This is a genomic window from Streptomyces sp. NPDC006872 (genome assembly GCF_040635845.1).
Taxonomy (GTDB): Bacteria; Actinomycetota; Actinomycetes; order Streptomycetales; family Streptomycetaceae; genus Streptomyces.
The window spans coordinates 283763-294535 of record NZ_JBEYIL010000008.1; the positions used below are offsets into that span (position 1 = coordinate 283763).

The window sequence follows — 10773 nt, forward strand, 5'->3', positions numbered from 1 at the left end:
CGGCCGCCGTCCAGGACGGCGACTTCATGCTCGGCCCCGCCGGGTCGGCGGCCTCAGCCTTTCCGGTCGTCCACCGGCATCCGGGCGATGCCCTGCTCGCTGAACACGTCCCGCAGGGCGAGGGCGATGCCGCCGTGGATCGCGGAGGCGCCGTCGGGGCGGGCTGTGGTGATGGTCGCACCAGGGTGCGGGGGTTGTGGACGAGGACCAGGATGGCCGCGACCTCGCCGATGGCGGTGGCGGCCTGGCGCAGTGCGTGCACCGCCGACGGGTGCGGCGGGTCCGGAGACCGGACCGTCGGCCTGGTGCGCCGCTGCGACGCTCACCACAGTGGTCGTGCGGTCCGCCCTCCCCGGTACGAAAGAAGGTCACCATGACGCACGTCCTGCGGCGCGGCTATGTCCCCAGTCCCTTCGGGCAGTTGCACTACGTCGAGTACGGCACCGGCGAGCCCGTGCTGATGCTCCACCAGACGCCGCGCTCCTGGACCGAGTACCTGGACGTGCTGCCACTGGTCGGAGCCGCCGGGCACCGGGCGATCGCCATGGACACCCTGGGCTTCGGCGCCTCCGCGAAGCCCGACGGGCCGCACTCCGTCGAACGGTTCGCCGACGGGGTGCTCGCGCTCGTCGACGCGCTCGGCCTGGACCGTTTCCACCTGGTGGGCCACCACACCGGCGGAGTGATCGCCGTGGAGGTCGCCGCGCGTCTCCAGGACCGGGTGGCCGGCCTGCTGTTGTCCGGCACGCCCTTCGTCGACGAGGAGCGGCGCGGCCGGGCCGCGACCCGCAAGCCGGTCGACCATGTCGACCCCAGGCCCGACGGCTCGCATCTGCTGGAGCTGTGGAACCGGCGCCGCGGCTTCTACCGGCCGGGCGAGGAGGCCGCGCTCCACCGGTTCATGGTGGACGCGCTCACCGTCCTGGACCGGGTGGAGGAGGGCCATCTGGCGGTGACCCGGTACCGGATGGAGGAGCGGCTGCCGTACGTCACCGCCCGCGCCCTCGCGGTCTGCGCCCCGGGCGACCACTACTCGCTGCCCGCGCTGGAGAAGTTCGCGGCGCTCGGCTGGGAGACCCGGGTGCTGTCGGGCGGTCACGTACCCGTGCCGGAGCAGCTTCCGCAGGAGTTCGCCGAGGTCATCCGGGAGTGGGTGGCGAAGGGCTGAGCCGGGCCGTACGGTCCCAGGTCGTCGCCGTGATCCCCCGGGCGCGGAGCTCCGCCTTGCGGACCTTGCCGGTCTCGGTGAGCGGCAGCTCCGCCACGACGTCGACATGGCGGGGCACGGCGAACGGGGGCAGCTCGCGCTCGCAGTGCCGTACGAGGTCGTGGGGGTCGAGGGTGCGGTCCGGGCGGAGGACCACGGCCACCATGACCTCGTCCTCGGCCAGCTCCGAGGCCACCGGGAAGGCGGCGGCGTCGGCGACCGCCGGATGGGTGCGGACGGCGGACTCCACCTCCTGCGAGGAGATGTTCTCGCCGCGGCGGCGGATGACGTCCTTGATGCGGTCGACGAACCGGAACGAGCCGTCCGGCTCCCGGACCACGCGGTCTCCGGTGCGCCGCCAGTCGGCCGGGGCCGGGCTCTCGGCGTCGCCCAGGTAGCCGGTGGCGAAGGCGAACGGCTGGTGGCTGCGGACGACGAGTTCGCCGGGTGTGCCGTCGGGGACCGGGGCGAGCAGCTCGTCGACGACACGCGCCGAGAACCCGTCGCGGACGGTGCCGAGGCAGCCGGGCCGCTGTTCCTCGGGGGTGGATCCGATGACGAGATTGGTCTCGGTGGAGCCGAATCCGTCGACGAGGGTGACGCCGAAGCGCTCACGGAACGGCTGCCATGCGGGGCCGGGAGTGGCCGGTGAGAGGCCGCGCCACGCGCGGTGTGCACGGTCGTCGGGGCCGGGGGGCTGAGCGAGCAGCATGGGGACCATCGCGCCGAGCAGATGGACGACGGTCGCCTCGGCCTGCGCGACCTGCGTCCAGTACCGGGAGGCCGAGAAGCGCGGCGCGAGCGAGTAGGCGGCGCCCACGGTCATGGCCTGGGCCAGCGCGTTCAGGGCGTTGGTGTGGAACAGGGGCAGGCAGGTGTGCAGGACGTCGTCGGCGGTCAGCCGCAGGGAGTCGGCGACGTTGCGGCCCCACCAGGAGAACTGGGCGTGCGGGCAGCGCACGCCGCGCGAGGTCCCGGTGGTGCCCGAGGTGAACAGGACGAACGCGGTGTCCTCGGCGCGGACCCGGGCGGGCGGGAGTTCCGGCGCGCCGTCCCCGGGCGTCGGGAGGTCGTCGATCCCGTCGGTGACCCACAGCGTTCCCCGGTAGCCGGCCTCGACTACGCGTGCGGCCGGCTCGGGCTCCGCCAGCAGGAACGCGGGGTCGGCGGCGTGCAGCACGTGCCGCAGGCCGGGACCGCGCAGGCCGGTGTTGAGCGGGACGAGGACCGCGCCGAGCCACGCGCTGCCGAGGATCAGGTCGACGAGCTCGATGCGGTTGCCGGTCATGGCGGCGATGCGGTCGCCGGGACGGCAGCCGCGGGCCGCGAGCGCCCCGGCCGTCGTGGCGGCGGTCCGGCGGGTCTCCCGGTAGGTGCGCGTCACCTCGCCCACCCGCAGGAAGACCCGGTCGCCGAACTCCTCGGCGGCCGCGTCCAGCAGCCCGGGGACGGAGCGGGCCCCGATCACCGCAGCACCCCGGCGTCCCGCAACTGCCCGATCCGCTCCGGCGAGTACCCCGCCACCTCCCGCAGTACGGCGTCGGTGTCGGCGCCGAGCAGGGGCGCGGGCTCGCGGACGGCGCCGGGCGTGCGGGTGAGCCGGATCGGCACTCCCTCGTGCAGGAAGGCGCCCGCGGCCGGGTGCTCCTGGCGGACGTAGAAGCCGCGCGCCCGCAACTGCGGGTCGTGCTCGACGAGTTCACGCCCGTCCTGCACGGCTCCGGCCGGGACGCCTACCTCCTGGAGGAGCTCGGCGGCGAGGTCGGCCGGCATCGCTCGGGCCCAGGCGCCGAGGGCTTCGTCGACGAGGGCGCTGTCGCGTCGGCGGGCCCGCGCCGTCCGGGTCCGCTCGTCGGTGGCGAGGTCGGGGCGGCCGACGACCTCGCACAGGGCCGCCCACTCGGGGTCCGAGCGCACGCTGACGGCCAGCCAGCGGTCGGCGCCGAGACACCGGTACACGCCCTGCGGGCTCCACTCGGGGTGGGTGTTGCCCGTCGGCGCCGAGGGGGTGCCGGTGAGCAGGCTGGTGCCCATGTGCGCGGCGATCGCCTCGAGTTGGGACAGGTCGATGTGCTGCCCGCGTCCGGTCTCCTCGCGGTGTTCCAGGGCGGCGAGGGTCCCGAGTGCGGCCTGGAGTCCCGCGACGATGTCGCCGTGGCCGTAGATCACGCCGACCACGTCCTGCGGCCCCCAGCCGGTCAGCCCGGTCAGCCCGGAGGCGGCCGAGACCGTGTCGGCGTACGAGACCCAGCCGTTGCGGGGGCCGGTGTGCCCCATGCCCGACATGCTGACGTAGACGATGCCGGGGTTGATCCGGGCGAGCTCCTCGTGGCCGAGGCCCATCCGGGTCATGACGGTGGAGCTGAAGTTCTCCACGAGGACGTCGCAGGACGCGATGAGGTCGCGCAGCACGGCGAGGCCGTCCGCAGAGCGGGTGTCCAGCGTGATGCTGCGCTTGTTGCGGTTGACGTCGTTGAAGTAGCCGCTGGTGTTCGGGTCCGTGTGCGGGCCCCGGGAGAGGTGCATGAAGGGGGCGAACCGGGTGGGGTCGGGGCGGCCCGCCGACTCGACCTTGATGACGTCGGCGCCGTGGTCGGCGAGGATCTTCGTGCAGTACGGGCCCGCGAGCACCCAGGTCAGGTCGAGAACGCGGACGCCGTCCAGCGCGGGCCGCGCGGGGTTCTGCGCGGCGACGACCCGGGGCGCCGGGCGGGGTGTGTCGAGGAGGGCGCGGTCGGCGTCGAGGCCGGGGACGTCCAGGTCCTGCGTCCGGCGGCCCTCCGGGAACGCGAAGGGGAAACCGACGTCGGTCCGCCCGGCCACCCGGGTGAAGAAGCCGCGGGCCGTGAGCTGCGGGTTGTCCGGCAGTTCCTGCGGCAGGTCCACGGCGGCCCAGGGCAGCTTCCTGGCCTGCGCCGCCTCGGCGAACTCGGCCTTGGGCCAGGCGCCCGCGAAGTCCTGGACGACCTTGAAGACATGCTCCTGGTGTTTCTTGCGTTCGACCGGGTCCTGCCAGCGCGGCTCGCCGAGATCGGCCTCGGCGCCCTCCTCGCGCAGCCACTCCAGGAGCGCGTCCCACATACGGGGGCTGCCGCCGAGCCCGCCGCCCAGGTAGCCGTCGGCGGCGCGGAACAGACCGTGCGGCACGAGCGGGTGCACGGCTCCCGGCCGGGGCGGCACCCGGTCCTCGTGCAGATAGGCGAGGGCGCCCGCCTCCAGCGCGGCCGCCGTACAGGCCTGCGCGGACACGTCGATCAGCTGGCCGGGGCCCCGGCGGCGGGCGCGGAGCCCGAGGAGGGCGGCGATCGCCGCGTTGACGCCGGCGAGTTGCTCGGCCTGGTTCTCGGGCAGCCGCAGCGGCGGCCCGTCCGGGTCGCCCACCTGCGCCAGCATCCCGCCCAGCGCCGCCACCACGAGGTCGGTGCCCTGCCAGTGGGAACGCGGCCCGACGAGCCCGAAGGGCGTGACGCGGACGTGCACCAGATGGTCGGGAGCCTCCGCTCCGTCCGGTGTCCCGTCGAGCAGCACGTCCGCGCCTTCGAGCAGGCGGCGCAGTTCCTGCACAGAGCCGACGACGACGGATCGCTTCCCGGCGTGCCAGTGGGCGAAGGCGGCGCCGGCCGACTCGCGCCGGGTCGGGTCGCCGTCCGGGGGTTCGACCAGCACGACCTCGTGTCCGAGGCCGACGAGCAGCCGGCCCGCGAACCGGACGAAGGGACTGGACAGTTCGACGACGCGCAGAGCCGGTCCGCTCACGTTTCCTCCCCTGTGTGTCACTGGTGTCGCTGGTTCAGGAAGCCGCTGACGACGCTGTGGTAGTCGTACGGCCGCTCCTCCTGGGGGTGGTGGGAGGCCTCGCTGATCACATGGAGGTTTCCCTTGGGGATCATGCGGGCCAGCATCAGCGGGTAGTCGGGGGTGAGGAAGGCGTCGTGCATGCCCCACAGGAAGAGGGTAGGGGCCTGGACGCGGCCGAGTTCGGCGGTGAGGTCCTGCCAGTCGCCGCGCGGGTTGTCGGAGGCGCCGGCGAGGGCGGTCTCCTCGGGGTCGAGGCTCTGCTCGTGGCGCAGGGTGACGGTGCCGTCGGGGACGGCCTCCGGGTCGTACCACTCCAGACGGGCGATCAGCTCGCGCATCTTCTGCCAGGACGGGCCGGTGCCGCCGTAGTAGACGTCGCGGGCGTTGCGGCCGCGGCGGCCGCCCTCGGGGAGGGGCGCGAGGGGGCCGTAGAACACGGGCATGCTGCCGGTGATCACCAACGACCGTACGCGCTCGGGGTACTTGGCGGCGAGGTTGAGCGCGATGGTGCCGCCCCACGAGTTGCACACGAAGTCGGCGCGCTCCACGCCGAGGGCGTCGAGGAGGGCCACGGTCTTCGCGGCGTGGTAGTCCCACATGGGGCCCTCGATGACGGGCTTGGCGGACTTGCCGTACTGCAGGATGTCGACGAGGAGGCAGCGGCGGTCGGCGGCGAACAGCGAGGCCACCTGCCCGAAGTCGGACCAGCCGGTGCAGCCGGGCCCGCCGCCGTGCAGGAACACGGTCGGACTGCCCTCCCCCAGCTCGACGTAGTGGTACTTGACGCCGTCCGCTTCCGCGTAGGCGCCCTGCGGGGGCGTCTGGATGTCCATGAGGTCCATGGACCGATGGTGGGGCGGGGGTGATCGCCGCCCAAGCGGATCGGTCCGTTGAACGGTCCGTTGAACGGTCCGGTTCCGTGGCCGTCGCGCGGAGGCTGACCTTAGTGTGCACAGCCCGTGACGTGAGTGGGGAGGCGGCGCATGTCGGCGTTGGAACTGGCCGAGCAGAGGGCCCGGGCGGCGATCGGGGTCCCGGAGCAGCGGTCCCTGGGAGTCGTACGGGCCGAGGACGCCGCGGAGTTCGCCCGCGCCGCCGGCGAGAGCGCACCGCACCTGGTCGATCCCGGTCACCCCGGCTTCCGCGTCCATCCCCTGTACGCGGTGAGTCTGCTGCGCGGCGCGCCGGGCGCCGAACCGGCCGAGTTCCGGCCCGACGGCATGTACCGCGACGAGGTGCCCGGCACCGACGGACTCGACGTCCGGCTGATGGCGGGCGGCCAGGACGTGCACTTCCGGGCCGAGGTGCGGCCCGGGGACCGGATCAGGATGCGCCGGGCCCTCACGGGCGTGGAACGCAAGGGCGGCGACGCGGGGTTCCTGCTGCTGACGGTCGAGAAGACGTACGCGGCGGAGCGGAGCGCCCTCGTCGAGGCCGTCGAGATCATCGACGTCACGGAGAGGTTCATCGTCCGATGACGGCTCATGTCCGCCAGATCACCGTGGGACAGGCGGTGCCGGCCGTCGAGCTGACCCCGAGCGCCGTCGGCCTGCTCCGCTTCGGCGCGGTCACGCGCAACGCCCACCGCATCCACTACGACGGCGAGTTCGCGCGCTCGGAGGGGTTGGCCGGGCCGGTGGTCATGGCGCAGTTGCACGGCTGTCTGTTCCATCGCGCGGCGGCGCGGTTCGCGGGGGACGCCGGACGCGTCGTGGAGGTCGGGTGGCAGAACCGGGCGCCCGCGCACGCCGGGGACCGGCTCGTGGTGACCGGCACGGTGCGGGCGGTGGACGCGGCGAGCGGTGCGGTCACGCTGGACCTCGTCGAACACTGCGGCCCCGACGGCACGGTGTGCTGCCGGGGCCGCGCGGTGGTCGTACCGGAGTGAGCCTGGGGCCTGTCCGGCCGGACAGGCCCCAGGACCCGGCGTCAGTCCAGGTCGAGCGTCACCCTGCCGACCGCCTCCCCGGTCCGCAGCCGCTCGACGGCCTCGGCGAGGTCGTCGAGCGCGTACCGCTCGATCGGCAGCGTCAGCTCTCCCGCCGTGAGTTCGGCGAGCAGTCGCCGTACGTCGCCGGCGACCTCCGCGGCCCGTGACATCAGGTTGACGGTTCTGAGCGACACGTCGGCGAGGAGGAAGTCGGCGAGGTCCACGGTGAACTCGCGTCCGGCGGTGTAGCCGACGAGGGCGGCGCGCCCGCGTGGACGGACCAGCCGCAGCGCGTCCCGCAGCACGGGCCCGCCCACGGTGTCGATCAGCACGTCGATCGGTCCGCCGACCGCCTCCGGCGACAGCTCGGCCGCCGACACGGCCTTCGCGGGCGGCGGGACGTGCGCCAGCTTGGCCGGGCGGCCGACCACGCCGACCACCTCCGCCCCGGCCCGCGCGGCGAGCTGCACGGTCAGCGCGCCGACCGCGCCCGCGGCCCCGGTCACCAGGACCCGCTCCCCCGGCAGCACGGCCGCGACCGGGTGCACCGCCGCCCAGGCCGTGCCCACCGGGGAGAAGTAGCTGCACGCCAGCGCGGGATCGGTGCCGGCCGGTACGGCCTCGACGGCCGCGTCCGGCACCAGGGCGTGCTCCGCCCAGCAGCCGTCCCTGCGCAGCCCGAGGGCCTTGCCCCGGAGTTGGACGAGGCTGCCCTCCGGATGGGTGTCCGAGGCCAGGACGGTTCCGCTGCCCGCGGTTCCGGGCACCGCCGGCAGGTCGGGGAGGATGCCGAACCGGCCGTCGACGACGTTGAGATCGAGGTGGGTGACGGCGGCGGCGCTCAGCCGTACGAGGGTGTGGCCGGGCCTCGGCTCCGGTATCGGCCGCTCCACGAGCCTCGGCAGCGCGCCGAACGTCTCCAGGACAAGGGCACGACTCACAGTTTCACTCCGTATCGACGCAGGGCCCGGGAGGCGACGATCCGCAGGACGCGGTCGAAGACGAACCCGAGGATGCCCAGGGTGATGATTCCGACGAAGACCCAGTCGATCCGGCCGTAGTTGCGGGAGGTCCAGATCAGCGAGCCGAGACCGACCTGGGCGGCGACGATCTCGGCGGAGACGATGGTCAGGAAGCTGTTGCCCATGGCCAGCCGTGCGCCGGTGATGATGTGCGGCACGGTGGACGGCAGGACGATCCGCTGAAGGATCTGCCGTCGGCTCGCGCCCAGGCCGGCCGCCGCCCTGAGCTTGGACTCGCTCACCGCCATGACGCCGGCGCTCGTGTTGAGGGTGACGATGAAGACGGCCGTGTAGAAGATCAGGACCACCTTCGACGACTCGCCGATGCCCAGCCACACCACGGCCAGGGTGACGAAGGCGACCGGCGGGATGAACCGGAAGAACTCGATGTACGGGTCCAGCAGTTGGCGTACGACCTTGATCTGTCCCACCAGCAGGCCGACCGGCACGCCGACGACGATCCCGAGTCCCCAGCCGATCAGGATGCGCCGGCCGGAGGCGATGATCGAGTTGGTCAGCGTGCCGTCCCGGGCCAGTTCCTCCGCCGCCGACAGGGTCTCCTTGGGCGAGGCGACCAGGGAGGAGCCGTACTGGATGGCCAGCAGCTGCCAGACGCCGACGCCGATGAGGACGGACAGGGTGTACAGGCCGATCGTGCGCAGGCTCCGGGCGCTCGCCCGGTCGGAGCGCCGCCTGGCCTGTGGGGTGGCGGCTGTGCCCGCCGTCGCAACCGTCATCGGACGTCCTCCTCCGTGTCCAGGCCCTGGTCGCGCAGGGCCTTGCGGACCTCTTCGCCGATGTCCTCCCGGAGGCTGCGGCGCAGTTCGACGACGCCCGGGTCGGCCTCGTCGCGTGGTCTCGGCAGATCCACCGGGTACACGGACTTGATCCTCGCCGCCGGTCCCGCGGTCATCACGGCGATGCGGTCGGCGAGCAGGATCGCCTCGTCGATGTCGTGGGTGACGAACACGACGGTGCAGCCCGAGGCGCGCCAGATGCGGTCCGTCTCCTCCTGGAGCACCTGCCGGGTCTGTGCGTCGAGCGCGCCGAACGGTTCGTCCATGAGGACGACGCCCGGTTCGTTGGCCAACACGCGGGCGATCTGCACGCGTTGCCGCATGCCGCCGCTCAACTGGCCGGGGAAGCGGTCGGCGCAGTGCCGCAGCCCGACCAACCGCAGATATTCGTCGGCGAGTTCCCTCTGCACCGCTCGTGATTTTCGGCGCATGCGCGGTCCGAACATCACGTTCTGCCGGATCGTCATCCAGTCGAAGAGCGCCTCGCTGCTCTGGAAGACCATGCCCAGTTCGGGGTCGGGCCCGGTGATCTCGGCGCCGCCCGCGGTGAGGCTGCCCTCGCTCGGCGTCACGAATCCCGCCATCGCCGACAGCAGGGTGGACTTGCCGCAGCCGCTCGGGCCGAGCAGACAGAGGAATTCACCGGCGGCGATGTCCAGGGATATGTCCCGCACCGCCTCGAACGAGCCGAAGCGGATGCCGACGCCGTCGGCGCGCAGTGCGGCGCCGCGCCCGGCCGCCCGCCCGCTCGCCACTTCGGTGGTCTCGGTCTCGGTGGTCTCGATGGCCTTGGTCATCAGGATCCCTTCAGGTGCTCGGTGGACCAGCCGCGCAGGACGGCCGTGGACACGTCCGGCTTCGCCTTGACCTTGCCGGTGCCCAGATAGAAGGAGGCGGTGTCGTCGTACGCCTTCAGGTCCTCGGCGGTGAAGTCACGGACCGCGAAGTCGATCTCCTTGATCGCGTTCACGGTCTGGGCCGTCGGGATCTTGGTGGCCTTCTTCGTGGCCTCGGCAGCCGCGTCCGGGTCGCTCTCGGTCTTCTCGGCGGCCTCCTGGAGGGCCTGCGCGACCTTGACGGCGGTCGCGGGGTCGTCCTTGAGCCAGGTGTCGGTCGTCAGCAGCCAGTGGGAGTAGGACAGGCCGAAGTCGCCGGTGGTCTCCAGGATCCTCTCGCCGAGCGCCATGCCTTTCGTGGGCCAGGGCTCCCACAGGACGTAGGCGTCGACGTCTCCCTTCTGGGTCAGCGCCGGGATCTCGGGCGGGTCGGCGGTGACCAGGTCGACCGTCTCGGGGTCGATGCCCTTCGACTCCAGGAACCGGGTGGCGGCGAGCTCGGAGAGGCCGGGGACGACGGCCATCTTCCTGATCTGCGCGGCCGACTCGGTCTTCGGGCCGAGGACGACCTTCAGATAGCGGCCGGACTGCTCGTACACCAGCAGCGACCGGAGCGAGGGGGTCTGCTGGAGCACTCCGATGGTGGTGGTGTCGGAGTTGCCGGCCAGCTGCACCTGGCCGGCGCCGAGGGCGTCCACCCCCTCACCGCCCTTGCCGAACTGGACGAGTCGGACGTCGACGCCGTGCTTCGCCCACAGTCCCTGGGCGTCGGCGAGGAAGAAGGGGGCGAAGGAGGGGTCGATGCCGACGGCGATCCGGATCGTGGGGCCGGCGTCCTTCCCGCCCCCGGCCGCGGTCGAGTCGGTGGTGCCGGCGCCGCACGAGGTGAGCGTGAGGAGTGCGGCGGTCAGGGCTGCGGAACCTGCGAGGAGACGTCTTGGGCGGGACGGTGTCTGCATGCGCACCTCGGTGATGGGGAAGAGACCGCCGGTCGCGGCGGGTCGTCGAAGAGCGGCCCGAATTGGCGCACCGTAGACCTCGGCCCGACCTCCCCGCATCGGCATGGGTCCGCTGAGCGGGACGCGGCCCGAGGATCCCTCCGCCGTCCCGTCGTCGAGGGTGCGTTCTGCTCAGCGAGACGGGTCCCTTGGGCAGATCCGTCGGCGCCCGCATGCTCGGGTCG

General features: G+C 73.0%; 11 protein-coding genes. 3 read left to right on the forward strand and 8 right to left on the reverse strand.

The window, feature by feature from the left end; all coding sequences use genetic code 11:
- Positions 1 to 53: 53 nt before the first annotated feature.
- Positions 54 to 326, reverse strand: a complete 273-nt coding sequence (locus ABZ725_RS24935) for a hypothetical protein (RefSeq protein WP_358804786.1) — start codon at positions 324 to 326, stop codon at positions 54 to 56.
- A gap of 47 nt (positions 327 to 373) precedes the next feature.
- Here ABZ725_RS24935 and ABZ725_RS24940 point away from each other — a divergent pair, with 47 nt between their 5' ends.
- Positions 374 to 1168, forward strand: a complete 795-nt coding sequence (locus ABZ725_RS24940) for an alpha/beta fold hydrolase (RefSeq protein WP_358804787.1) — start codon at positions 374 to 376, stop codon at positions 1166 to 1168.
- Here ABZ725_RS24940 and ABZ725_RS24945 read toward each other — a convergent pair.
- The 3 genes from ABZ725_RS24945 to ABZ725_RS24955 are packed head-to-tail and all read right to left on the reverse strand — an operon-like array spanning position 1140 to position 5847.
- Complete coding sequence (locus ABZ725_RS24945; RefSeq protein WP_358804788.1) at positions 1140 to 2675, reverse strand: AMP-binding protein; 1536 nt, start codon at positions 2673 to 2675, stop codon at positions 1140 to 1142. The genes ABZ725_RS24940 and ABZ725_RS24945 overlap by 29 nt on opposite strands.
- Positions 2672 to 4963, reverse strand: a complete 2292-nt coding sequence (locus tag ABZ725_RS24950) for a CoA transferase (RefSeq protein WP_358804789.1) — start codon at positions 4961 to 4963, stop codon at positions 2672 to 2674. The genes ABZ725_RS24945 and ABZ725_RS24950 overlap by 4 nt, the downstream gene beginning before the upstream one ends.
- Before the next feature lie 17 nt (positions 4964 to 4980).
- Positions 4981 to 5847 carry an alpha/beta hydrolase gene (locus ABZ725_RS24955; RefSeq protein WP_358804790.1) on the reverse strand — a complete coding sequence of 289 codons (867 nt, stop codon included), beginning with the start codon at positions 5845 to 5847 and terminating at the stop codon, positions 4981 to 4983.
- A gap of 141 nt (positions 5848 to 5988) precedes the next feature.
- Here ABZ725_RS24955 and ABZ725_RS24960 point away from each other — a divergent pair, with 141 nt between their 5' ends.
- Together ABZ725_RS24960 and ABZ725_RS24965 are read left to right on the forward strand one after the other, a co-directional pair.
- Positions 5989 to 6483, forward strand: coding sequence for a MaoC family dehydratase N-terminal domain-containing protein (locus ABZ725_RS24960; protein WP_358804791.1), 495 nt, complete (start codon positions 5989 to 5991; stop codon positions 6481 to 6483).
- Positions 6480 to 6893, forward strand: a complete 414-nt coding sequence (locus ABZ725_RS24965) for an acyl dehydratase (protein ID WP_358804792.1) — start codon at positions 6480 to 6482, stop codon at positions 6891 to 6893. The genes ABZ725_RS24960 and ABZ725_RS24965 overlap by 4 nt, the downstream gene beginning before the upstream one ends.
- Positions 6894 to 6934: 41 nt before the next feature.
- Here the strand turns inward: ABZ725_RS24965 and ABZ725_RS24970 are convergent, their stop codons facing one another.
- Genes ABZ725_RS24970 through ABZ725_RS24985 form a run of 4 tightly spaced genes read right to left on the reverse strand, consistent with a single transcriptional unit; the run spans position 6935 to position 10549 of the window.
- On the reverse strand, positions 6935 to 7876 hold the full coding sequence (locus ABZ725_RS24970; protein WP_358804793.1) for a zinc-binding alcohol dehydrogenase family protein: 942 nt from the start codon (positions 7874 to 7876) through the stop codon (positions 6935 to 6937).
- On the reverse strand, positions 7873 to 8694 hold the full coding sequence (locus tag ABZ725_RS24975; RefSeq protein ID WP_358804794.1) for an ABC transporter permease: 822 nt from the start codon (positions 8692 to 8694) through the stop codon (positions 7873 to 7875). Before ABZ725_RS24975 ends, ABZ725_RS24970 begins: the two co-directional genes overlap by 4 nt.
- A complete protein-coding gene (locus ABZ725_RS24980) occupies positions 8691 to 9551 on the reverse strand; it encodes an ABC transporter ATP-binding protein (RefSeq protein ID WP_358804795.1) in 861 nt (286 codons plus the stop codon). The genes ABZ725_RS24975 and ABZ725_RS24980 overlap by 4 nt, the downstream gene beginning before the upstream one ends.
- A complete protein-coding gene (locus ABZ725_RS24985) occupies positions 9551 to 10549 on the reverse strand; it encodes an ABC transporter substrate-binding protein (RefSeq protein ID WP_358804796.1) in 999 nt (332 codons plus the stop codon). The genes ABZ725_RS24980 and ABZ725_RS24985 overlap by 1 nt, the downstream gene beginning before the upstream one ends.
- Positions 10550 to 10773 lie beyond the last annotated feature (224 nt).

Excerpts from the sequence above, each read along its gene's own strand:
- ABZ725_RS24940 (WP_358804787.1), top strand. The coding sequence starts at position 374 with ATGACGCACGTCCTGCGGCGCGGCTATGTCCCCAGTCCCTTCGGGCAG.
- ABZ725_RS24955 (WP_358804790.1), bottom strand. The coding sequence starts at position 5,847 with ATGGACCTCATGGACATCCAGACGCCCCCGCAGGGCGCCTACGCGGAA.
- ABZ725_RS24960 (WP_358804791.1), top strand. The coding sequence starts at position 5,989 with ATGTCGGCGTTGGAACTGGCCGAGCAGAGGGCCCGGGCGGCGATCGGG.
- ABZ725_RS24965 (WP_358804792.1), top strand. The coding sequence starts at position 6,480 with ATGACGGCTCATGTCCGCCAGATCACCGTGGGACAGGCGGTGCCGGCC.
- ABZ725_RS24975 (WP_358804794.1), bottom strand. The coding sequence starts at position 8,694 with ATGACGGTTGCGACGGCGGGCACAGCCGCCACCCCACAGGCCAGGCGG.
- ABZ725_RS24980 (WP_358804795.1), bottom strand. The coding sequence starts at position 9,551 with ATGACCAAGGCCATCGAGACCACCGAGACCGAGACCACCGAAGTGGCG.
- ABZ725_RS24985 (WP_358804796.1), bottom strand. The coding sequence starts at position 10,549 with ATGCAGACACCGTCCCGCCCAAGACGTCTCCTCGCAGGTTCCGCAGCC.